The following is a 22650-nucleotide window of genomic DNA, read 5'->3' as shown; positions in this document are numbered from 1 at the left end:
CTCCTTCTCAATTAAGCATAAATGCTTGTATAACAGGACTTTTTCATCGTTATAGAATGATCATTATCCCAAGATTTTTTGTCATCAAGCTGACGATATCTTAAGTGATTTCGAGCTCCATATATCGCAAGGTCCGGAGGGGGACGATGTAGACTCCTGCGGGATGAACATGATCGGTGAGATCCCGCAGGGCTGTTAAGCCCGAGGAAGCTCAGCACAGGGGATGTTCGACTAAGACCGCCACTTCGTGTGGCAACGTCGAACGACCCTGCGTCGTGCAGGGCCGGAAAGCGAAATCGTCCCCCGGAGGACCTAAATCTCACAAATGTCTCGAAATCAAGTCTTCAAGTAATGGGAGCTTTTCTGTAAAGGCGATTTGGTAGTTTTAATAGAGACTTTTTTGTCAAATACGTCTCAGGACCTATTGAATATACGCCCTGGGATCAAAGCCAGACGCCTTATAATCAGGCTATGATATAACCAAGCAGAATTTATTTACAATTGTAAAATTTTTGTTAAGGAGGAAAATACAATCATTTTTTCATGAGGTAGATATATACTTATCTTTGGGTCTAAATTCAAAAATACACAGTTATAAAGGAGGAAATACCGTTATGAAAGCCCTGCAATTCATTATCCGCCGGAAGATTATGGTGGGACTTCTTTCTGTACTTATTGTAATGATTGGGTGCTACGCTGTTCTTAATCTGGATGAGGAACTTCTCCCTTCCTTCACTGTAGACATGGGTTATGTCAATGTGTATGCCGGTGATCAACCTGCCGCCGAAGTGGAACGCACGATCACCACACCGCTCGAGACTCAACTGAAAGATGTAGACGGCGTTAAAGAAGTCAGCTCCACTACTTATGCAGGGCAGAGTTCTCTTCAAATCGAATTTGAACAAGGAAAAGGTGAAGAATCCATAAAAGAAGTGGAGTCTTTAGTAAACGCCTCCAAACCTGACCTTCCAGGTGTAGAAAAGGTTGAATCAGGTCAATACGGAACCACCCAGAGCTATCAATTCTTCCTGGATGTATCAGGCGGAGATTTAAAAGAAATGACGGTATTTGCTAAAGATACATTAGAGCCCAGGCTCGAAGAACTCCCTGAGGTAAGAGATGTTGACCTGTCAGGAGCCCTGGAGCAAGAAGTAATGATTGAATTTGACCGAGAATCTTTAGAGGAAGAACAACTGGATATCAACCAAGTCATAGGAGTTATCCAGCAGTCGAACAGTGAAAGTACATTAGGAGAACTAACTGGAGAAACAGACTCCCCTTCTCTTCGCTGGAATACCACTGTGGACCAGTTAAACGACATAGAAGCTATAGATATCCCAACACAAGACGGTACCATCTCGCTTGATAAAATAGCAGCCGTTTCCTTACAGCCAAAAGAAAGCTCCTCTTTTGTGTGGAAAAATGGAACAAAAGACTTTATCTTTGCTCAAATTGGAGGCGCTGACGGTTTTACGGATATCGAAACGGCAGAAGCTGTCCGTGGTGAGCTCGAATCCATCAAAGAGGAAGGTTTGACGGAGAGTTTCCAAGTGAATGAAATTGTCGCGCAGGCGGACTATGTGAAAGATTCTATCGACGGGGTTACAAGCAACATCCTGATTGGCGGGGCTATTGCCATTGTGATCCTCCTTTTGTTTTTAAGGAATATAAGAGCGACCATTATTATTGGCGTATCGATCCCGACTTCTATTTTACTTACTATGGCAAGCATTTGGGTGTTTGATTACAGTTTAAATATTCTTACGCTGATCGGACTGGGGCTTGGTATCGGTATGATGGTCGATTCATCCATTGTCATACTAGAGTCGATTTATCGTAAGAAAGAACAGGGGCTGGAACAAATCTCTGCAGTGCTGGAGGGAACCAGAGAAGTAGCATCGGCTGTTCTCGCCTCCATGCTCACGACCATCGTTGTGTTTCTGCCTATTGGTCTGCTAGGCGGCGAAATGGGGCAATTTATGATGGTACTTTCTATTGTGGTGGCCATTACGCTGATCAGTTCAGTCATCGTTTCTTTTACACTTATACCCGCTTTATCCGAGCGTTTCTTGATGCATAAAAAAACTAAAAAACCTAATACAGAAAGTTCATGGATAAAGGGTTACGGACGAATGACAGCCTGGGTTGTAAAGAAAAAGCGTCACAGCGCCGCTGTCATCGGTCTATTTATTCTAATGTTTGCAAGCTCTCTATTCTTAGTCACAAAAATCCCGATGACGATCATGCCCGATATGTTCAATCGCTACGCTGAGGTCATCGTAGACTTCGATTCTGGATTAGCGGAAGAGGATAAAGAAGAGTTGGTTCAGCAGATGAATGACAGTCTTGAAAATGTGAAAGATGTAGAATCCAATTATATTATTGATGACGGAAATATGTTTTACACGATTATAAATATGACGAAAGATAAGGAAATTACAGAAGATCAGGACCTGGTAAATGAAAACATATTTAGAAGTTTACGCGCCCTGCAGGATAAACAGCCGATTCAATCCGTTCAAAGTGCGATGTCCGGAGGCGGGGGATTCCCTGTAGAGGTTCAAATAAAAGGAGATTCCTTTGAAGAGCTAAACTTGCTGGCGAAGGACTTTGCTAATGATTTAAAAGACATTGAGGGATTGGCGGGCGTTACCACTTCCATAGATCGCACTACTAAGGAAGAAGTAGTTGAAGTGAAGGAAAATGTCGTGAAAAACGCCGGACTAACAACTGAGAAATTAAAGCTCTCCTTGGAGCAGGCCTTACTGAATACCTCTATTTCCGAAGTAACCATTGATGAAGCGCAAGTTCCTGTTAACGTGCGTTGGCAAGAGGAAGCAGATACAAGCCAAGCGTTAATGGACTGGACGATCCCAACAGAAGATGGGAACAAGAAGCTGTCTTCTTTCATTGCATTAACGTCTGTTGACACTCCTAATGAAATCAGTCACATCGACGGAGAACGATTTGTATCCGTAGCTGCTGACATTGAGGGAAGAGATTTGGGCGCGGTAAACAGAGATGTTCAAAAAGTAATCGAAAGCTTTGATACCCCCGCTGGATACGATATTTCAGCAGCAGGGGATCTGGAACAGCAGCAGGAGTTAATTCAGGAAATGATCCTTATTCTTGGAATAGCGATTTTTCTTGTGTACCTTGTTATGGCTGTGCAATTTAACCATCTGCTCCACCCGCTCATCGTTATGTCTGTCATTCCAATAACTATTGTCGGTGTCATTCTTGGTCTTTTCTTAACCCAGCGTGAGCTCAGTGTCATGTCCGGAATGGGCGTAGTTATGCTGATCGGGATCGTGTTGAACAACGCGATCTTATACATTGACCGAACAAATCAACTTCGCAGACAAGGCTATCGAGTTGAAGAATCACTTATAGAAGCAGGAAAAAATCGTATGCGTCCTATTTTTATGACCAGCCTCACGACCGCCGGTGGCATGCTCCCTCTCGCTCTTGCTACAGGGTCTGCAGGAAACTATCAGGCACCTATGGCAACGGTCATCATTTCCGGATTGCTGTTTGCCACCATCCTTACCCTGGTGCTTATACCTGCCGTGTACCGCCTATTCTCAAAAACCGATCGTAAAGAACAAAAGGAACTAGAAACTTCTCCGCTTAATACAACAGCAGGATAAAGATTTATGTATAGGAACAGGCAGGCACGAATATAAATCCACACCTGCCTTTCCTCTCTCTTATAGAGAAGTTCACTAGATTACCAGCTGGCTTTTTTCACACCCGGAATCTGACCTTTATGAGCCAGTTCGCGGAAAGCAATACGAGACATATCAAACTTTCTCATATAACCCCTGGGACGACCGGATAGTTCACAACGACGGTTCACGCGCGTTGGCGATGAATCGCGGGGAAGCTTACGTAAAGCTTCATAATCCCCTTTTTCTTTAAGCTCGCGTCGCTTTTCAGCATAGAAAACTGCCATCTCTTCACGCTTTTTCTCTTTAGCGATTTTGGATTTCTTAGCCATATGGTTTATTCACCCTTCCTTTATAAAAATTAGTGACTTTTTATCGATTAAATCATTTCAGGATTTAAACATCTGTTACGATTCAGCAACTTGCTGGTGCAATAACTAAATAGTAACGATTACGATTTTAAACGTTTGACTGTATTTAGTCAAGTTAACGAGTTTTAGTTATCCACTTTCTAACAAATTAGTCATTCTACCTGGTTTATTATCCCTTATAAAAAGGAATCTTAACTATTACACCCTTAATGAAAAGGAGACTACATATGACTGTAAAAGTACCGAAAGACAGGACATTAGATAATACTCTGGCAATATTTAAAGATGGTTACGAATTCATTTCCAAACGTGTGCAAAGCAATCATCTGGATGTTTACGAAACGCGTGTTCTCGGGGAAAAGGTGGCGCTTCTCAGCGGCGAAGAAGGAGCAAAACTTTTCTATGATACTAATCGAATGAACCGAAAAAATGCTCTTCCGAGCCGTGTACTGAAAACTCTCTTTGGAGAAGACGCTATTCAAACCATGGATGGAAAAGCTCACACTCACCGTAAATTATTATTCATGTCTTTAATGACCCCTGAAGCAATCACTTCTTTAAAGGTCATTACAAAAAAACACTGGGACCAGTTTGCAAGTAAATGGGAAGATAAGAAAAAAGTGGTGCTGTACGATGAGACACGGGAGTTACTATGCCGTACAGCCTGCGAGTGGGCCGGGGTTCCTCTAAAGGAAAAAGAAGTAGAAAAACGTACCCGCGACTTAAGTAATATGATTGATGGTTTTAGCGCTGTCGGCCCGAAACATATAGAAAGCCGAAGAGCACGTAAGCGCACAGAGAAATGGATTGAAGATTTAATTCTCGATGTTCGCGAAGGAAAACAATCGGCCCAAAAAGGTACGGCTATTTACGAAATGGCTATGCATAAAGATTTGCACGGAAATCCTTTGGATGCTCGAATGGCTGCCATCGAACTGATCAACGTCATTCGCCCTCTTGTAGCTATATCCAAATTTATTACCTTTGGAGCTCTAGCTTTCTACCAATTTCCACAAAACATTGCTAAGGCAGCTAATGACGATGACTACCTCTTAAGATTTACTCAAGAGGTTCGCCGCTATTATCCTTTCGTCCCTTTCCTAGGGGCAAGAGTCGATCATGACTTTACGTGGCAGCAGTATAATTTCAAAGAGGGACAGTTGGTTTTGATTGATATTTACGGAACAAATCATGATCCTCGATTGTGGGATAATCCTGATGAGTTTAATCCAGATCGTTTCTTGAACTGGAACGGAGGCTTATTTGATCTCATTCCTCAAGGAGGCGGAGACTATTATAAAGGGCACCGTTGTCCAGGCGAGCAGCCGACGATTGAAATCTTGAAATCAAGCTTCGATTATATGACGAACCATCTTGATTATGAGGTGCCAAAACAGGATTACAGCTATAGTTTAAGAAAAATGCCAGCCTTACCAAAAAGTGGATTCGTTATTAAAAACGTCCAACGCCAATAAAAAATAAGCCCGGTTCCTAACCAAGGAATCCGGGCTTATTTTTTATGGTTGGCTCTATTAAACTTTCGTGTTGATTTCACAGATAAGCTCCCGATACTTGAAGAGTCAGTTTTCAAGATAATCGGGGTCCGTTACGTTAAATGGAGAAGGACTGGTGGTGAAATAACTCGTCTTGTTCCATCACCCAGCCACTCGAGACATAAGCCGCTCCTCTACGGATTAAAAAACCGCAATCCTTTTGATGATCGGCTTATGCTGGTCGTGTCTTTCGGGGCAATTCCAAATTTGAACACTTTCCTATGGCGGCCCCGCGGCGTATTAAGCCTCTTTTAAAAATTAAATTAACCAAAACCATTAAGAGGGATTATGCTTTAAGTCCTGTGTCTACTTTATAAAACTTAAACAGATCTTTAATGACGACTTTAACGACAGAGTATAGAGGAACCGCAATCAGCATTCCTATAAACCCATACAACGGGGCAGCTACTACAAGCAGCAGAATAATCGTTAATGGATGAATATGAAGTCGGCTGCCAAGTACGACAGGGGCCACAAGATTCCCTTCCAGCTGTTGGACGATAATCAATGTAATTATGACATATAAGGCCATCTGAGGATCCTGCATAAGAGCAACGACAATCGCCGGAATCGCTCCTATTATTGGACCAACAAAAGGCACAATGGCTGTTACGGCCACAAATATGCCAAGTATGAGCGCATAATCCAGCCCGATAATTAAATACCCAATGTAAGACAATATACCATCCGCCAGGGCTACCGTCACCTGTCCAATAATATAAGCTGCAAGCGTACGGTCGACATCTCTAAGCAGCTTCTGTCCTTCTTTTTGATGTCCTTTTGGCAGTCTGTTGCCGATAAACGGAATTAATTTATGACCATCTTTTAATAAAAAGAACAGAACGAAAGGCACAATGACTAAAACCGTCGCGGCACCTGTGACTGCTGAGAAAATACCCGTAATGTTATCCATGATCCCTTGAATCATATCCCCAAAGAATTGATTAGCCTTATGAGTAAGGGATTGGCCTGAAAGCATTCCCATATCGTTCTCCTGAATCTTTTGTTCAGCCTCTTTGGCAGCGCTTTTCATTTTATCAGGCAATTGAGAGATGTTGTTCACTTGTTTCTTTATCGTTTCAGCCAGCAAAGCGTAAGCTGCATAAAAAAGCCCGGCTATCCCTGCGAAAATTGTTAGTATGGCTGCGGGGCGTGGGAAAAACTTGCGCGTTGATATTAGTTCTACCAGAGGCCGCATCAGATAAAATAAAAATCCGGCAATGAGAAAAGGATAGAAAAGGGTTCCGATGACTGTACCGATCGGTTTAAAGAATTCTAGCAAATTTAAAAAGAAAATAGTTATTAACACCAATATTATAGCGGTTAAATATTTGAAAAAAGGATGCTTAATCCACATAGTCACTCTCCTGACATTTTACTGACTTTATCTTCCTTCTAACACATTCACTAAATTAGGCTTGGATAAACAGCTAAATTAAAAAAAGAACGCCAGTATTGGAGTTTTTTCAGAGATTATGGTTTTTCTGTTTCAAAATAAGCTCAAGACCTTCATGAGAAGTTTTAAACGCCTGTTTATTCTTAAAATCCAAACAAAACTTGAATAGCCAATAAAGGAGGGAAATTTGAAAGTTGAGCATATTATTTAAATCCAGAAGAAACAATCATGTCAGGTTTTATGACATAATAGCCGTTTCAATTATATTTATGTTAGGTTATCTAACATAAAGGGTGACAAAATATTTTGAGTGTTTTATTCTAAGTATAATTCATGAAAAGGACACGGCATGAATTTACCGTTTCTTTTCAACCGTGAATCTTTGTTAAAAAATACAATCTGAATGTTGAGGTGGGCCTTATGAAAAATCATTTACGTGATGCAGTAGAAGCCATGAAAGAGCACTATATCAAGAGGTTAATTCATTCAGGGGTGGTTCAGTCTACGGATGAGGCTTTACAAACGCTGACATTAACTCAACTGGAAGCGTTAGTGAAACGCCTCGATAAAACAGGTCCCTGAATTCCCAGAAGGAGTCCTTTGTGTTGAAACGTTTAAGGAGGAGAAAAGATGTCTTCTTATAAGGATAAAAAAGTAATCTCGATTGGGACGGTGAATGAACTGACGGGCTTATCCCTCCGGCAGATACGGTACTATGAAGAAAGAGAATTAATCTTCCCTGAAAGAACTAAAAGAGGTACTAGGAAGTATTCATTTGCTGATGTGGAAGTTCTGCTTCAAATTGCAGACAAGCGTGAAGAAGGCGTTCAAACGTATGAGATTAGAAAGGATATGCAGCGGTCCGGTGATAAGGAAAAGGTGATTGAGCGTATGCTGCGGGGACAGATTAACGCTCATTTCAAAATGAAATAATCGTTTAAAAGCGAGATAATGATTGGATTTCTCCTCCAAATGTTATCTCGTTATTTATGAGCTTTATCCCTCTAGAAATCCCTGATAAAAAACATATAACTAACCCGATTCGCCATACACAACCTACGTATATAACAAACTGTTATTTTTTAGGGTAAAGGGTTTGCAGGTGGGTGATCGAAGCACGAATCAAATCTTTTAAAACGTCCTCGTTAATGTCTTCTACTCTATTGATATAAACACAGGCTTCCCTGTCGTATGTTTTCCAAGTTTCTTTAAAAGTTCTTCCCTGCGGGGTTCTCCTAGCGAAAAGTATAAACTAATTTTGGCCTTGCGAGGAGAAAATCCTACAAGTGGAGCCTCACCTTCATGCCCGGATGCGTATGTGTAATGATAAGATCCAAACCCAATCATACTGCTCCCCCACATTTTCGCTTCACACCTAGTGGTTTCCGTGAAAATATCCAGAAGCTGATAAGTATCTTCGCGTTTTTTAGGCTTATCCACTGTTTCAATAAACGCTAGTACACTTTCATCGTTTTTCTTGGTTTTTAATTTATACATCCTTTTTCTCCCGCTTCATTCGATTACATTCATTTTATCATAACCTGAAGGGGTACCATCTTTGGTGGTCAGCGTCTCCCTTAAAACTTTTGTAGTTTCACCCTTAATGGAATAAAATACTAGTAGAGTTTCGCTCAATTTAATTTAGAGCAGTCCATTAAAAAGGGGTGTACATATGGAAAGACTATTTTACGGAACGAATGAAAATCAGTTTGGGGATTTACGCTTACCAGAGGGAGACGGACCGCATCCAGTAGCTGTGGTCATTCACGGTGGTTTCTGGAAAGAACATTTCGGTCTCGAAATCATGAATGACGTCGCTGAAAGTTTAACTTCTCAGGGTTTCGCCACTTGGAATATTGAATACCGCCGTGTTGGACAGGAAGGCGGGGCATGGCCAGGCACTCTTAAAGATGCAGCAGAAGCCTGCGATTACCTGACTCAGCTCTCAGACTCTTATTCTCTTGATCTCTCAAAAGTAGTAACTATTGGTCATTCAGCAGGAGGCCACTTAGCACTTTGGATTGCTGGAAGACATCGTCTCTCAGCAGATAGTGAGCTGGTGACAAACGCTTCTCCCCTCCCAATTGCAGCAGCTGTGAGTTTAGCAGGGGTAAACGACTTACACAAAATGTATGAGGTTCATCAGAAGAGAGATTCTACACTTTCTTTACAACCTACCAATCCAACTTCAGAACTACTTGGCGGCTCTCCCGATGAATACCCGACACGATTTAAGGAAGCCAGTCCTTTAGAGCTTTTACCCCTAAATGTGCCTCAGGTCATTGTGCATGGTTCACTTGATATTAATGTTCCTGTTGGTATTAGTGATCACTACTACCAGATGGCAGAAAATTTAGGTGACTTTATTAAGTATGTTGAACTTCCTGAAGATGAACACTTTATGCTCACAAATGTTTCCTCTCCTGCCTGGGAAACTATCTTGGAAGAAATGGATTTGCTTAAAAAGCATTTATGAGCGTATGAAAAAGGTCCGCCTCTTCTTCCGAGGCGGACCTTTTCTTAAGACTCCTTTAACCTGCACCTGATTGACTAGTTTTTAGCATTCTTTCTTCTGAATATCAGAAGTGCAGCACCACCGGCAGCAATCAAAACACCAGCAAGCATGCCTGCAGGAGTAGAAGTGCTTGTGTCTGGAAGAGGAGCTCCATCTTCTGTTTTAGAAAGGCCTAGAAGCTTAAAGATGTTTTCAGCGTTGTCGGTGTTATCAATAAACCCGGAGAACATGTCAGAACCTGGACCATAAGCATAAACAGGAACATCTCCCCCCGTGTGTCCACTCGTTGTCCAGCCCGTTCCCGAACGCTCGTTAAAAATCGCTTCAATAGCATTATCCACTTCTACCATTTTCTCTTCTTCAGCCGCACTTTCCATAGCATCTGTCACCGACTGAATTTCTTCGTCTTTCAATTCAAAGTCGATATTATCATTAAGAACAGTTTCTACATCTGCACCTTCTTCAACAATTTGGCGCGCCATATAGTCCGGAGTGTGTTTAGCTGCCTGGATAACTTCCGCATCCCACTTGTAAGGCCCGCCTTCTCCAATGGAAAAGCCACCAGTAGAGTGGTCAGCTGTGGTTACTACTAGAGTTTCTTCATCCTGTTTAGCAAATTCAATAGCTTTTTGGAAAGCTTTATCGAAGTCTTCCATCTCACTCATGGCACTTACTACATCGTTGTCGTGCCCAGCCCAGTCGATTTGACTTCCTTCAACCATTAAAAAGAATCCGTCTTCGTCCTGGCTCAGGGTCTCAAGAGCTGTCTCAGTCATTTGTTCAAGAGAAGGCTGCTCTTCCGGACGATCAATAGCTTTCTCTAAGCCTACAGGTGCAAATAGACCTAAAATTTGATCGCTTGATGTATTCATAAGCTCGTCCGTAGAGGTTACATAATCGTACCCATCTTCCTGGAACTCCTTGGTCAGGTCACGGTCCTCTCTATCAAAGAAGTCTGTACCTCCGCCTAACAACACATCTACCTTATGTTCGCCCTGGATCATATCATCATAGTAGTCATTGGCAATATCATTATAATTGTTCCGGTCTTCATCATGCGTTCCGTAAGCTGCTGGGGTTGCGTGGTTAATTTGAGAAGTCGCGACAAGACCGGTAGCCATTCCTTCTTCCTTAGCCCCTTCTAGCACCGTCTTTGTTTTTTCTTTCTCTAAATCTACTGCAATGGCTCCATTATACGTTTTTTCACCGGAAGACATAGAAGTAGCTGTAGCTGCAGAATCGGGGATGTTTTCTTTCTCGTCCTCTTCACCGCCATCGTGATAAGCGTCCGCTGAATAGACAGACTGCATGCCTACTAAGTATGGGTCAAAAGCTGTATCCTCCATTTTTATGGTCTCTGAATTATCCTTAAGATAGCGATAAGCCGTGGTATAAGACGGCCCCATGCCATCACCAACCATGAAAATCACATTTTTTACATCCTTTTCTTCATGCTCGGAGGCGCTTATGTAATTTGTGTTGACTCCTGCACTTGACCCAAAGAATAGACATGACAAAGCCGTCACAGATAATACTTTTTTCGCTAAACCTTTCTTCAAATTGATCCCTCCAGGATTGGATTTTCTTACAATTTTTATAATAGTATGTAAATATTAACAGAAAACTAATATTCTATGACAGGCTTGTAAAAAAAAGTTATCGTTTTGTGAAGAAATTAGTAGTTTCATACCTGATTTAAAAGAACTATGTTTTTTAGCGGCATACAAGCTATCATCTTGAAAGGCCTGTATTCTTTGCATTAGGCAGGGGATAGGAAGATCGGCGGTTCTTCCGACTTATTCATTCTCATAACAACAAATATACGACGGTTTATTTCTCAGCTACGGCCGGTCGCCCCAAAAATGATAATTTTTATGTATGTAACTATTTTTATTTTTTTAGCCAGTAAAAAACCTCTGCCTGTTATCAGCAAAGGGTTCTATAAACAATATGGGGAGTTATGAAAAAAATTAAAAATTGATTCTATCCTTATATTTCTCTACAAGTGCAGCATTATGTTCTTGTACGCCTTCTAAGTTGCCGCTTAGAAAAATCGGTGGGGTTTCTCCCATATCTCTGTAACTAAGAATTACTCTTGCCAACAAATCCTGCAGTAAAGCCGCTCCGATAACGGATGACATAGGGGCAAATGCCTGTGGCACACCTTCCGCTTCCTGCGAAGTATCTCCTGACCGAATTTGGGTATCCACGACTTCCTCAACGACTTCTTCCAGTCTTTTACCTGACGGATGCCGGGACGGGAAGTTATCTGCGTAGTCCATGGATAACATCCCGATCACATAAGCCCCTTTTTCGCGTGCATAAATTGCCGCATCAATTGGGGCAGGGTTACGGCCGGATGTTGAGATAACAAGAAAGACATCTCCTTCACGAATATCCTCTTTTTCTAAATAACTCTGGATAAACCCTGGCTGCTTTTCAAATTGACTGGATTTTACTGCTCCTTCATGAAGCATCAGGGGCTCCACTAAAATAGGACGAACCGGCACCAGACCACCCGCTCTGTAATAAGGTTCCTGAGCGATAAGACCGGAGTGGCCGCAGCCAAACGTGTGAATAACCCCTTTATTCTTTAGACGGCGGGCGATTTTTCTGCTAATGGAATTCAGTTGATCGCCTTTGTCTCTATCCAATCGTTCCAATAGTTCCGCTGCTTGTAATAAATAACTCATAACTAGCCTCTCCTTAACCACGGGTAATATCACTTGAGAATTTATAGCGGTCCGCACGATAGGATGATTTAACTACCTCAAATGGCGTGCCATCTTCAAGAAAACTATGTCTTTCTATATGAAGAACAGCAGAGCCAAGAGGGATTTCAAGTAGGGAAGACTGATCTTCATTGGCAATGGTTGCTTCAATGATTTGGCTGGCTTTCCCTATTTTTTGGCGTTTATTTTTCTCTACATAATCATAGAGAGAACCCCGTACATTTTCTTTTTTCAGATTAGGAAACATAGCCGCTGGCAGGAAGTTGGTTTCAATAGCCATAGGTTTTTGATCGGCATAGCGTATTCTTTGCAGACGATAGATCTCTGCATTCTCTTCGATTTCCAGTTTGCGGGAAATCTCTCCGCTTGCCGTCACTTTCTCAAAATCCAGCAGCTTACTGCTGGCTGTCATCCCTCGGGTTTTCATGTCCTCTGTAAAACTTGTTAAACCTTTTAGAGACTGTTCAATTTTGTTCTCTGCTATAAACGTTCCTCTGCCTTTCTCTCTGTAAAGAACTCCTTCATTGACCAGATTGGTAATCGCTTGTCTGACCGTCATTCGGCTGACAGCGTAGTTTTCTGACAGAATACGTTCAGATGGAATCATATCGTTAGGCTGATACTCCCCATCAGAAATCCTCTGTTTAATATCCTCTTCAATTTGGTAATAAATCGGAAGCGGCGACTTCTTATCAATCATGACTCTATTCGTCTCCTCTCAATACTCTACCTTTTTATAAGCTGCTTCATCTACGAGTAACGTAACATTTTCATGAAAGCAAAGGGCAGACGCTGGCATATCCTCACTAGGCGGATCTTCTAGTAAACTTCTTATAGCTTCCGCTTTATTTTCTCCAGAAGCAAGCAAAAGAATTTTTTTGCTTTTTAAAATGGACTGAATTCCCATGGTGATTGCTTTTCTCGGTACATTTTCGAGCGATTCAAAGAATCTGGCATTGGCTTTTCTTGTCGATTCAGCAAGTTCGATCATGTGGGTTTCACTTTCAAATGACGTATGGGGTTCATTAAATCCAATGTGGCCATTCTGCCCGATTCCTAAAATCTGTAGATCAGGCGGTCCAACCCGATCAATCAACTGCTCATAACGGCTGCACTCTTCTTCTAAATCTTCGACCAATCCATTAGGAATATGCGTGTGAGCCTGATTGATATTAATCTTATCAAATAAATGCTTTTTCATAAAAAATTGGTAGCTTTGCGGATCTTTTTCGCCAAGACCCACATATTCATCTAAATTGATCGTGGAGATATGACGGTAATCCACTGCTCTTCTCTTATGCCCTTCTACCATTTCGTGATAGGTTTGAAGAGGCGTACTTCCTGTAGCAAGTCCGAGAACAGCTGCAGGATTACGATTCACCTCATCTTCTATCATCCCGCAGGCTTTATGACTTAAAGATTGGTAGTCTTGAGAGACCCATATTTTCACGGTTAACTCTCCTCTCGTTGATAAGCTATCTCACCGTTACAAATGGTCGTTACCACTTCCATATTTTCGTCTAAAAGAACAAGGTCCGCATCTTTCCCTTTCTCGATTTTCCCTTTTCTTTCATCGAGTCCCAATTGTTCTGCCGCATTGAGAGAGGTAATCCGGACCAGGTCTTCCCAAGGTAATTCTGAATGCTGCTGCATATTTTTTAAGGCTTTCTGCAGAGTCAACACACTGCCCGCGAGTGTCCCATCGCCTAAGCGGGCCTCTCCGCCTTTAACATCTACCTGCTGACCACCCAGATCGTACGTCCCCTCAGGAAGGCATTTCGCTCTCATGGCGTCAGTGATCAGAATGGTTCTTTCAGCTTTAGTATGGTGATAAGCCAATTGCACCGCTTCCGGCCTCGCATGCACATGATCCACAATCATTTCCACTTTCAACCGCTTGTTCAGCAAAGCAGCTCCGACCACACCAGGATCGCGGTGATGAAATCCACTCATCTGGTTGTATAAATGAGTGACGTGACGGGCACCGGCGTCCACCGCTTCTTCTACCTGATCGAATGTTGCTTCACTATGACCAATAGAGGCAATCACTCCCTGGCCCGTCAAATGCTCAATAAATTTCAATCCCCCGGGAATTTCAGGAGCTAAAGTAACTAAACGAATCTGTCCTCCGCTTTCTTCCTGCCAACGATCAAACTGGTCGGTTGAAGGAGGAATAATGTGTTCATGCGGCTGAGCTCCTGCTTTATTTATCGATAGAAAAGGTCCTTCCAAATGAATGCCAAGTATCTCCGCCTGTCTGCCCGCTTGTCCAGTGTTCATGTATTCTCTAATATTCTTTAAGGCCCTGGTAATACTTTCGCCGGACTGGGTCATGGTCGTCGCCAAAAAACTGGTGGTGCCTTCAGCCGGCAGACTACGCGCCATTCCTGTCAGTGCTTCGCTCGTACCGTCCATCACGTCGTGTCCGTCTGCTCCGTGGATATGCACATCTATAAATCCAGGCACAAGGGTCCACCTTTCACCTTTACCATCGATAACTTTGTCTGCACCACCCACTGGATGCTCAGCAACAGATTCGATCAAACCGTCCTTAAGTAATACCGAACCTGAAGGAACAATTTCATTATTACAAACGACTGTTACGTTTATTATCTCTAAACTATCCGCCATGGGCTTCTCACTCCTTAGTAAGACTTCAGGGGAGATTATACCCTCCCCCTTCATTCTGCCGTAAAATCATGCATCGTTGTGGTCCTTTTATTGTCTGCACACTCTCCAAAAAAGTCTAACTGGTACTTCTTCATACGAAAGGATAACTCCTTCAGATGCCATAACAAAAATTGTCTTTGTTCGGCGACCCGTTTTTTTATCGTTTCAAGTACATGAATCTATTTATTACGATTGTCGGTGTCTCTTTCATCCATTCTTTTTCGAATCGCCTCGGCGATAAACTCTACAGACGTCCCTACAACTACTTGCAGGTTTTGCCCGCCTACTTTCATCACTCCGCGTGCACCGGATCGTTTCAGGGCATTTTCATCCACCTGATCCCGGTCTACCATTTGTAACCGCAGGCGAGTGGTGCAATAATCCAGTGATTTAATGTTTTCAGCGCCTCCGAGAGCTTTCAAATAGTCTGAAGCTTTACGGTCATAACCATCCTCAGATCCTTCAGAGGGTTGTCCCACTGCCTGGGATTCTTCTACAAAGTCTTCATCCTCATCTTCACGTCCTGGAGTCTTCAAATCCAGTTTAATAATCAAAAAGTAGAAGACTAGGAAATAGATAAAACCAAGGACCAGACCGATTGGAATGAGTAGCAGAGGATTCTGCGCAATACCAAAGTTTAAGGAATAGTCAATGAGCCCGGCTGAAAAGCCAAAGCCGTGGCGAATCTCAAGCATATAAGCGGCCACCATAGACACTCCAGTCAAAACGGAGTGAACAACATACAGCAGCGGTGATAGGAACATAAATGAAAACTCAATAGGTTCCGTAACACCAGTCAGGAAAGATGTAAGTGCGATACTTAAGAACATTCCGCCTACCATCGATTTACGGTGCTTTTTCGCAGCCGCGTACATGGCGATACAAGCTGCTGGAAGGCCTACCATCATGACAGGATAGAACCCTGCTAAAAAATAACCTGCATCCGGATCTCCATTTAAGAACCGATTAATTTCACCTTTTATAACTTCCCCTGACTCCGTTGTAAAGGAGCCGAAATCAAACCAAATAAGAGTGTTCAACACGTGGTGCAGCCCAACAGGGATGAGCAGTCGGTTGAGTACTCCATACACTCCTACTCCCACTTCTCCAGCATTTAATATCCAGTTGGCCGTAGCATCAAGAACATATTGGGGATAAACCCATAAGTGCCCGAGGACAAAAGAAAGAGCAACCATAGTCAGAGAGGTAATGATGGGCACAAACCGCTTCCCTCCAAAGAAAGACAGGAACTCTGGAAATTTAATATCATAGAAGCGATTATAGAGCATACCCGCAATTACTCCGGCAATCACCCCCGAAAACACTCCCATATCAATATCATTATTAATTGCCTTAATGCCTTCTTCCAGTACAAGAACTCCAATTGCCCCGGCTAAAGCTGCTCCTCCGCTTCCATCTTTGGCAAACCCCATTGCAATACCTATAGCAAAAATAATGGATAGATTGGTAAGGATTCCATTTCCGGCTGCTGTCATAAATGGAATATCAAACAAATCCTCCATACCTAATCGAACGAGTAACGCTGCAGCTGGCAGTGTAGCGATTGGAAACATTAACGACTTCCCAATTCGTTGTAGAAAACTTAACATGTTTGTTCCTCCTCTATATTCAAGTCGTCGATTTTGAAACCGCTTTATAATTAGAGGATACCACTACGACATATAGTTGTCTATACCAATTTACAAAGTGTACGAATGGTGTTTGATAAAATTGCAGAAATTCAATAAAAAAAGTGGAAAATTTGGAACTTTGTTTTACAGGAAGGAGTTTCCATAAACCTCATGGAATATAGAAATAATCATTTTGAATGGAGTTGATGTTTTTGTTCATTAAACATCTATCAAAACCTTATTATCTCGATCAGTTGGAATCTGCTTCCAGACGCATCGCGATGACTCATCATAAACATTCAGAAATCGTACACTGGCGAACCCAATTATCGTCGAATTACTATGGAGAAAAAAAGATCTTACCTGTATTGACCCATTTATCCTCCAAAGAATCCCGCATATTTTTTGACCTGCGTCTCCCGCTCCCTGATCACTCCTTTTGTCAGATCGATGTTCTTATTGTCACTCGAAATTTTGCCCTTATTTTAGAAGTTAATCATACACCTTTACAAAGCCTGACAAAGGACTATAGATTTATGCATGTAAACGAACGGATGGAAGCAAGGATGCCAGACCCTCTGTCCCAAGCAGAACTTCAGGCCCACCAATTAACCTACTGGTTGTCAATGAACGGATTTCAAAGTGTACCGATCAACTATTTCGTCGTTTTAACCAGTCCCGCCTCCTATAGCCACCCATCTTATGGATCTAACAGTCATGTTGTACATTTAGACCAGTTGATAACAGCCTTCCAAACACTAAATAATGTCTACACTAGCTCTCCATTGGAAGAATCTGATCTAAACCGATTATGCGACCAGCTAATGATCGAATATGCCCCATACCAGCCTTTTATTTTAGACCGGTTTCGTCTTAAAAAATCAGATATTCTGCAAGGGGTCATCTGTCCGGAATGTAGTGCTCTTCCGATGAAAAGACTTCACGGACGATGGTATTGTAAAGCCTGTCATCATACTTCAAGAAATGCTCATGTAGAGGCTTTAAAAGATTACCAGTTTCTTTTCGGTGAACGAATTACGAACCAGCGGGCAAGCGCTTTCCTTAAGCTTGACTCCAGTACGGCAGCTCTTCAAATATTAAATGAAGTAGCCTGTGAAAAGTTCGGTATGAATAAAACCCGTTATTATGTATTCAATCATTAAACATTCAAATTTTGACCCTTTGAAGGCTTATATTTGTTAAGCACATGATCAAGAACCAGTCCGTCATTCCCCTCCTGCGTTTATTTATTGGGATAAAGTGGAAGACGTTTTGTGACAAACGTTTTACTTCGTTTGCCTTTCTACAAATATGTAATAAGGAGAGGTTCTAGCATGGGTCGTTTAAATGACCAAACCGCTGTTATTACTGGTGGAAGCGGCGGCATCGGAAAGACCACGGCTCGCTTGTTTTTACAAGAAGGAGCCAAAGTATCACTCGTGGATGTAGATGAAGAAGCTTTGAAGGATGCGAAATCTGAATTGGAAGCTTATGGTGAAGTTTTGACGGTCACTGCCGATGTCACCGAAGAAAAAGACGTCCAGAATTATGTAGAAAAAACACTTGAACATTTTGGAACAATTGATGTTTTCTTTAATAACGCAGGAATTGAAGGCGAAGTCCGTCCGATTACCGAGCAGCGAGTCGAGGACTTTGATAAAGTTATGAATGTAAACGTGCGAGGAGTCTTCTTGGGTCTGAAGCATGTGCTGCCTGTTATGACTGAAAAGCAGGATGGCAGTATCATCAATATGTCATCAGTTGCTGGTTTGATGGGTTCTCCAGGAGTAGCGCCTTACGTCACTTCCAAACATGGAGTGGTTGGGCTGACAAAAGTGGCTTCTTTAGAAGCTGCCCCTTCTGGTGTGCGGGTTAATTCCGTTCACCCATCTCCGGTTAACACCCGTATGATGCGTTCCCTTGAAAAAGGATTCAGCCCTGACGATGCAGAAGCAGCTAAAGAAGAACAGACCAATGCCATTCCACTGAATCGTTATGGCGAAACGGAGGACATCGCAAAAGTCGTCCTTTTCCTCGCTTCTGATGAGAGTCGATTTGTTACCGGCAGCCAGTATCGCGTTGATGGCGGTATGGGTGCAACTTGATCATGAGTAAAAGGAGCCTCAGGCAATGAAGCTCCTTTTTTATTGTAGGCTCTGATAAATTCAATAATCTTAAACTAAAGCTCCCATTCCTTGAAGACTCAGTTTCGAGATAATTGGGTCCGTTACGTTAGATGGATAAGGGCTGGTGGGGAAATAACTCGCTTTCCTATGGGGGAAAGTTGAGCTTCCTCGCTCGTTTCAATCCCTGCGGGATCTCACCTAGTCCCTTCTCCCATGGGAGTCTCGCCATTTCCCCACCAACCCAACTATAATGCTTCGAACGACCCCCGCTATAGCAGAAAGGAGCCATGCTGCATCTGCCTTAAATGCTTATATAACAGGGTTCCTACATGTAAACACACGTAAAAACCACTATGGATCATAGATGATCCTGGTTCATTGGAACGCGTTTATGCAGAGAATTTCGAGCGCTCCATGATCGCAAAGGGGCGGAAGGGAACGGCGAAGACTCCTGCGGGATGAACATGATCGGTGAGATCCCGCAGGGCTGTTAAGCCCGAGGAAGCTCACCACATGGGATGTTCGACTAAGATCGCCACGTCCTGTGGCAACGTCGAACGACCCTGCGTCGTGCAGGGCCGCGGAAAGCGAGCCGTTCCCTTCCGCCCCTTTCTCCACACAATATCTCGAAAGTGAGTCTTCAACTAACCGGCCCTTTTGTTTAATAGTGTTTATTCTGAAAATCCTTCAAAATACAAGGGATAGTGGTAGCTGCACTTTTCGTTAAACGGATGAGCACATGCTGGACATTGAGTTACCTTCATATATGTTTGAATAGAAAACTCAGTCCAGCAATTTCCGCACAAAATCGCTTTTTCTTCCCATTGCTCCTTAGGCCATTTTCTCTCACTGTGATTCGCTTTTTCTTTGTGGCAATAGTAGCAGCCATAGTATTCCTGACAGCAGTAGAATTTGACCGCTACAATGTCGACGTTACTATGATAATGTGCACATCTCGTGTGTTCATCTACCCCTGTACCTTTCACCTTAATGCTGTTCATACTTCTCCTCCTCCTGAATTCCTTTTAAATACCGGCAAAGAGAGAAAAATTAAGATAAAGACAAGAGTGGTACTAATCACTCCCGTCCATCCCAATGTCTCCCAAAGGGCTCCGACAGCTGTACTTCCTACTGCAACTCCTACGTAATAACTAATCAAGTAAAAACTTGAGGCCCCGCTTCTGTGATGGTCAGCTGATTTACTCACAAGGGCGGCGGCCATGGAATGAGCAATAAAGAAGCCGGAACAAAGCACACCGAGCCCTGCCATGACCCATGATACCGGTTGTAAAGCTGTGAAACCAGCTCCTGCAATTAAAATAAACAATCCAGAAAACATCACTTTTGTTAAACCGAAGTAATTAGACAGACGCCCGGCAAGTGGAGGAGCAAGCACCCCGAGAACATAAGCAAAGTACGTAAAGGATATCCATTTTAACGGCCACTGATAGGGGTCTGACTGAAGATGAAAAGGGATATACGTCCATATTGCTGTGAAAACAATTTGAAGCAGCAGTCCCATTAAAAACAAAACCAGCATATAACGGTCTTTCAAGTGGACAAGCATCCCCTGAAAATCTTCCCGAAGTGGCTGGTCTCCTTTTGTAAAGAAACGTTCGGAAGGTAGAAGCAATAGGAAAAGCAGAGCAGCAGCCACACCAAATGCTGAGAGTATGAACAAGGTCTTCTCCCAATCAAATACATCGGTTAAATAACCGCCCGCGACTCTCCCCCCCATACCGCCAAGTGCATTACTGGATATGTACAGCGTCATGGCGAGGCCTAAATGGTTGGGGTCTACTTCTTCTCCTAAATAGCCCATAGCTGCTGCAGGAATTCCGGCCAGGAAAAAGCCTTGCAGCAATCGTAAAACTACCAGCCATTCAAAAGAAGAAGTAAACGGCATTGCTACAAGCAGCAATACCGTCACTCCAAGAGATATTTGCATCAGACGCATTCGTCCGTAACGGTCCGCTGCAAAGCCAAGAATGAAAAGCCCAACAACCATCGCGATTACAGCAGCGGACATAAGAAAACTGGACTTGGTAGCCGATACTTGAAATTCATTCACAAAAATCGACAGTAACGGCTGAAATACATACAAAGTTGAAAAGACGAGTAAGGACGCAAGCATCAGGGCTAATGTAACGCGCCAGAATCCAGACTCGTCCGGGGTATAAGGCTTAATAGCCGGCTGACTTGAATCCATGATGTTCATCCTTTTCTTATTGGCTGAATTTTTGAGGGAACGATGTTAGATCAATATCCCATACTATTGGTAAATAGAAATATATTGCCAAGGTCACTAGAACAACGGCAAATACGTTTAGTAAAAACCCGGCCTTGGCCATATCGGGTATTCGTAAATACCCGGATCCAAATACGACTGCGTTTGGCGGTGTGGCTACCGGCAGCATAAAGGCACAGCTGGCTGCAACCCCTGCTCCAATCATCAAACTATACGGATGCACCGACAACGCAGAAGCAAGCGAAGCCATAATTGGGAACATCATTGTAGCGGTTGCTGTATTTGATGTGATCTCAGTTAGGAAAATAACCATAGCAATAACGCATGCGAGAATGAGGAACAAGCTGACTCCTTCTAAAATAGTCAATTGGTTACCTATCCACTCGGCTAATCCGGTTTCCTGAAACCCTGCTGCAATCGCAAGTCCTGCTCCGAAAAGGAGTAAGATCCCCCATGGCAGCCCTTTTGCAGTTCCCCAGTCCAGAATGAAATCTCCTTTTTTACTAATTGAAGGGATAAGAAACAGAATAATTGCTGCGGTCATAGCGATTATTGTATCGTTTATATTGCCGCTAACGTAAGGTACCAGAAGAAAAGACCTCGAAATCCAGGCCAGAGCCGTTACACCAAACACAGTGAGGACAATTTTTTCTTCCACCGACATTTCCCCAAGTCCACGGCGCTCTTTGTCGATGACTTCTCGCCCCCCGGGAAGCTGCTTAATTTTCATAGGAAAAGCCATTTTCACGAGATATACCCAGGCAATCCCTAGAAAAATCAAGGATAAGGGAACACCAAAAGCCATCCATCCCGCAAAAGAGACCTCAATATTATACGTTTCTGAAACGACAGCGGCAAAGATCGTATTCGGCGGCGTACCGATAATAGTAGCTAGACCTCCTATAGAAGCACTATAGGCAATCCCAAGCATAACGACTTTTCCAAAGTTAAAGGAAGAGTGATCGACTTGACCCTCCCCTTCCTTCTTCAACTGCTCAGATGCCTGGTAAATAACCGCAAGGCCGATCGGAACCATCATCATCGAAGTAGCTGTATTAGAGATCCACATCGAAAGAAGTCCGGTCGCAAGCATAAACCCAAGCACAATCATCTCGGTACTTGTCCCTACCAGCGAAATAATGAACAAGGCGATACGTTTATGTAAGTTCCACTTCTGCATAGCAAGGGCAATAAGGAAACCACCCATGAATAAGAAAATGGTGTTGTCTCCATAAGATGATGCCGTTGCATCACCGGAGAGACCTCCTGTAAGCGGAAACAAAATTAAAGGTAATAAAGACGTAGCTGGAATCGGTACGGCCTCGGTAATCCACCACGTAGCAATCCATAATGTACTTGCGAGAATTGCTACCGCACTGCCAGACAATCCTTCTGGTTCAAAGAATAGAAGCGTCACAATAAATAAAAGCGGACCTAAGATGATACCAACTTTTTGACGGGTATCAAAGGAAGAACCGGATCCTCCGCTTCCGTTTGCCGGTTGATTCGGACCTGACCCGTTCCCCGCCTGCTTACGATCATCTTCTTTCGGTTTAACTTTCTCAGGATTTCCCGTAACAGCGAAGCTCATTAAATCTTTGGCTTGATCATGCAACTGCCACATCCAGTTCCAGAAACTTTTTATCCCGGATTGTTCCTGCATCATGATTCCTCCTATCCAAATTTGTTATTATTGCAAGAATATTCTCATATATTAACAAATTCTATCATAAATTTGGA

17 protein-coding genes and 2 pseudogenes are annotated in these 22650 nt (G+C 42.9%); 7 read left to right on the top strand and 12 right to left on the bottom strand.

The genetic code is table 11. From position 1 onward, the window contains the following. The first annotated feature begins 614 nt into the window (after positions 1–614). Complete coding sequence (locus BMZ06_RS08705) at positions 615–3650, top strand: efflux RND transporter permease subunit (protein WP_089751668.1); 3036 nt, start codon at positions 615–617, stop codon at positions 3648–3650. Positions 3651–3730: 80 nt separating this feature from the next. Here the strand turns inward: BMZ06_RS08705 and rpsN are convergent, their stop codons facing one another. Then, on the bottom strand, positions 3731–4000 hold the full coding sequence (gene rpsN, locus BMZ06_RS08700) for a 30S ribosomal protein S14 (RefSeq protein ID WP_089751667.1): 270 nt from the start codon (positions 3998–4000) through the stop codon (positions 3731–3733). A 266-nt stretch (positions 4001–4266) separates the two neighbouring features. Between rpsN and cypC the strand changes: the two genes are divergently transcribed. Beyond that, positions 4267–5514 carry a CYP152 family fatty-acid peroxygenase CypC gene (cypC, locus tag BMZ06_RS08695; protein WP_089751666.1) on the top strand — a complete coding sequence of 416 codons (1248 nt, stop codon included), beginning with the start codon at positions 4267–4269 and terminating at the stop codon, positions 5512–5514. A 364-nt stretch (positions 5515–5878) separates the two neighbouring features. Here the strand turns inward: cypC and BMZ06_RS08690 are convergent, their stop codons facing one another. After that, entirely contained in the window at positions 5879–6949 is a 1071-nt protein-coding gene (locus BMZ06_RS08690; RefSeq protein ID WP_089751665.1) for an AI-2E family transporter, read from the bottom strand. Between the two features lie 459 nt (positions 6950–7408). On the opposite strand from BMZ06_RS08690, the gene BMZ06_RS08685 reads away from it, so the two are divergent. Further along, a complete protein-coding gene (locus BMZ06_RS08685) occupies positions 7409–7570 on the top strand; it encodes a Fur-regulated basic protein FbpA (RefSeq protein WP_245755981.1) in 162 nt (53 codons plus the stop codon). A 48-nt stretch (positions 7571–7618) separates the two neighbouring features. Beyond that, complete coding sequence (locus BMZ06_RS08680) at positions 7619–7921, top strand: MerR family transcriptional regulator (RefSeq protein ID WP_089751663.1); 303 nt, start codon at positions 7619–7621, stop codon at positions 7919–7921. A 142-nt stretch (positions 7922–8063) separates the two neighbouring features. Here the strand turns inward: BMZ06_RS08680 and BMZ06_RS08675 are convergent. After that, positions 8064–8485 (bottom strand): annotated as a pseudogene (locus BMZ06_RS08675) (DUF1801 domain-containing protein). A gap of 175 nt (positions 8486–8660) precedes the next feature. Between BMZ06_RS08675 and BMZ06_RS08670 the strand changes: the two are divergent. Further along, positions 8661–9464 (top strand): alpha/beta hydrolase family protein, encoded by an 804-nt coding sequence (locus tag BMZ06_RS08670; protein WP_089751662.1) that lies wholly within the window; start codon positions 8661–8663, stop codon positions 9462–9464. A 74-nt stretch (positions 9465–9538) separates the two neighbouring features. Here BMZ06_RS08670 and BMZ06_RS08665 read toward each other — a convergent pair whose 3' ends face one another. The 6 genes and pseudogenes from BMZ06_RS08665 to nagE form a co-directional block, all read right to left on the bottom strand. Further along, positions 9539–11068 carry an alkaline phosphatase gene (locus BMZ06_RS08665; RefSeq protein WP_089751661.1) on the bottom strand — a complete coding sequence of 510 codons (1530 nt, stop codon included), beginning with the start codon at positions 11066–11068 and terminating at the stop codon, positions 9539–9541. A gap of 405 nt (positions 11069–11473) precedes the next feature. Then, positions 11474–12196, bottom strand: a complete 723-nt coding sequence (locus tag BMZ06_RS08660) for a sugar isomerase domain-containing protein (protein WP_089751660.1) — start codon at positions 12194–12196, stop codon at positions 11474–11476. Positions 12197–12209: 13 nt separating this feature from the next. Beyond that, positions 12210–12935 (bottom strand): phosphonate metabolism transcriptional regulator PhnF, encoded by a 726-nt coding sequence (gene phnF, locus BMZ06_RS08655; protein ID WP_089751659.1) that lies wholly within the window; start codon positions 12933–12935, stop codon positions 12210–12212. 18 nt (positions 12936–12953) lie between these two features. After that, the gene (gene nagB / locus BMZ06_RS08650; RefSeq protein WP_089751658.1) at positions 12954–13685 is read right to left on the bottom strand and encodes a glucosamine-6-phosphate deaminase; all 732 of its coding nucleotides are present in this window, start codon (positions 13683–13685) and stop codon (positions 12954–12956) included. A gap of 2 nt (positions 13686–13687) precedes the next feature. Continuing rightward, positions 13688–14866 (bottom strand): N-acetylglucosamine-6-phosphate deacetylase, encoded by a 1179-nt coding sequence (gene nagA / locus BMZ06_RS08645; RefSeq protein WP_089751657.1) that lies wholly within the window; start codon positions 14864–14866, stop codon positions 13688–13690. Positions 14867–15117: 251 nt separating this feature from the next. Beyond that, positions 15118–16515 (bottom strand): annotated as a pseudogene (nagE, locus tag BMZ06_RS08640) (N-acetylglucosamine-specific PTS transporter subunit IIBC); the annotation flags it as partial. A gap of 233 nt (positions 16516–16748) precedes the next feature. Between nagE and BMZ06_RS08635 the strand changes: the two are divergent. Both BMZ06_RS08635 and BMZ06_RS08630 read left to right on the top strand, forming a co-directional pair. Then, a complete protein-coding gene (locus BMZ06_RS08635) occupies positions 16749–17699 on the top strand; it encodes a nuclease-related domain-containing protein (RefSeq protein WP_175477840.1) in 951 nt (316 codons plus the stop codon). A 171-nt stretch (positions 17700–17870) separates the two neighbouring features. After that, entirely contained in the window at positions 17871–18641 is a 771-nt protein-coding gene (locus tag BMZ06_RS08630; protein WP_089751654.1) for an SDR family NAD(P)-dependent oxidoreductase, read from the top strand. Positions 18642–19333: 692 nt separating this feature from the next. Here the strand turns inward: BMZ06_RS08630 and BMZ06_RS08625 are convergent. The 3 genes from BMZ06_RS08625 to BMZ06_RS08615 are packed head-to-tail and all read right to left on the bottom strand — an operon-like array spanning position 19334 to position 22576. Further along, complete coding sequence (locus tag BMZ06_RS08625; RefSeq protein ID WP_175477839.1) at positions 19334–19663, bottom strand: CHY zinc finger protein; 330 nt, start codon at positions 19661–19663, stop codon at positions 19334–19336. Continuing rightward, on the bottom strand, positions 19660–20871 hold the full coding sequence (locus tag BMZ06_RS08620; protein WP_089751653.1) for an MFS transporter: 1212 nt from the start codon (positions 20869–20871) through the stop codon (positions 19660–19662). The genes BMZ06_RS08625 and BMZ06_RS08620 overlap by 4 nt, the downstream gene beginning before the upstream one ends. 16 nt (positions 20872–20887) lie before the next feature. Next, positions 20888–22576, bottom strand: coding sequence for an SLC13 family permease (locus BMZ06_RS08615; RefSeq protein ID WP_089751652.1), 1689 nt, complete (start codon positions 22574–22576; stop codon positions 20888–20890). Between the last annotated feature and the right edge of the window lie 74 nt (positions 22577–22650).

This window comes from Halobacillus alkaliphilus (assembly GCF_900113125.1).
In the GTDB taxonomy this organism is placed as follows: domain Bacteria; phylum Bacillota; class Bacilli; order Bacillales; family Halobacillaceae; genus Halobacillus; species Halobacillus alkaliphilus.
This window is presented reverse-complemented; position numbering and strand designations above follow the sequence as displayed.

Bases quoted from the DNA above. Each gene is read 5' to 3' on its own strand.
- BMZ06_RS08705 (WP_089751668.1), top strand. From the start codon at position 615: ATGAAAGCCCTGCAATTCATTATCCGCCGGAAGATTATGGTGGGACTT.
- rpsN (WP_089751667.1), bottom strand. From the start codon at position 4,000: ATGGCTAAGAAATCCAAAATCGCTAAAGAGAAAAAGCGTGAAGAGATG.
- cypC (WP_089751666.1), top strand. From the start codon at position 4,267: ATGACTGTAAAAGTACCGAAAGACAGGACATTAGATAATACTCTGGCA.
- BMZ06_RS08690 (WP_089751665.1), bottom strand. From the start codon at position 6,949: ATGTGGATTAAGCATCCTTTTTTCAAATATTTAACCGCTATAATATTG.
- BMZ06_RS08685 (WP_245755981.1), top strand. From the start codon at position 7,409: ATGAAAAATCATTTACGTGATGCAGTAGAAGCCATGAAAGAGCACTAT.
- BMZ06_RS08680 (WP_089751663.1), top strand. From the start codon at position 7,619: ATGTCTTCTTATAAGGATAAAAAAGTAATCTCGATTGGGACGGTGAAT.
- BMZ06_RS08670 (WP_089751662.1), top strand. From the start codon at position 8,661: ATGGAAAGACTATTTTACGGAACGAATGAAAATCAGTTTGGGGATTTA.
- BMZ06_RS08660 (WP_089751660.1), bottom strand. From the start codon at position 12,196: ATGAGTTATTTATTACAAGCAGCGGAACTATTGGAACGATTGGATAGA.
- phnF (WP_089751659.1), bottom strand. From the start codon at position 12,935: ATGATTGATAAGAAGTCGCCGCTTCCGATTTATTACCAAATTGAAGAG.
- nagA (WP_089751657.1), bottom strand. From the start codon at position 14,866: ATGGCGGATAGTTTAGAGATAATAAACGTAACAGTCGTTTGTAATAAT.
- BMZ06_RS08630 (WP_089751654.1), top strand. From the start codon at position 17,871: ATGGGTCGTTTAAATGACCAAACCGCTGTTATTACTGGTGGAAGCGGC.
- BMZ06_RS08625 (WP_175477839.1), bottom strand. From the start codon at position 19,663: ATGAACAGCATTAAGGTGAAAGGTACAGGGGTAGATGAACACACGAGA.
- BMZ06_RS08620 (WP_089751653.1), bottom strand. From the start codon at position 20,871: ATGGATTCAAGTCAGCCGGCTATTAAGCCTTATACCCCGGACGAGTCT.
- BMZ06_RS08615 (WP_089751652.1), bottom strand. From the start codon at position 22,576: ATGATGCAGGAACAATCCGGGATAAAAAGTTTCTGGAACTGGATGTGG.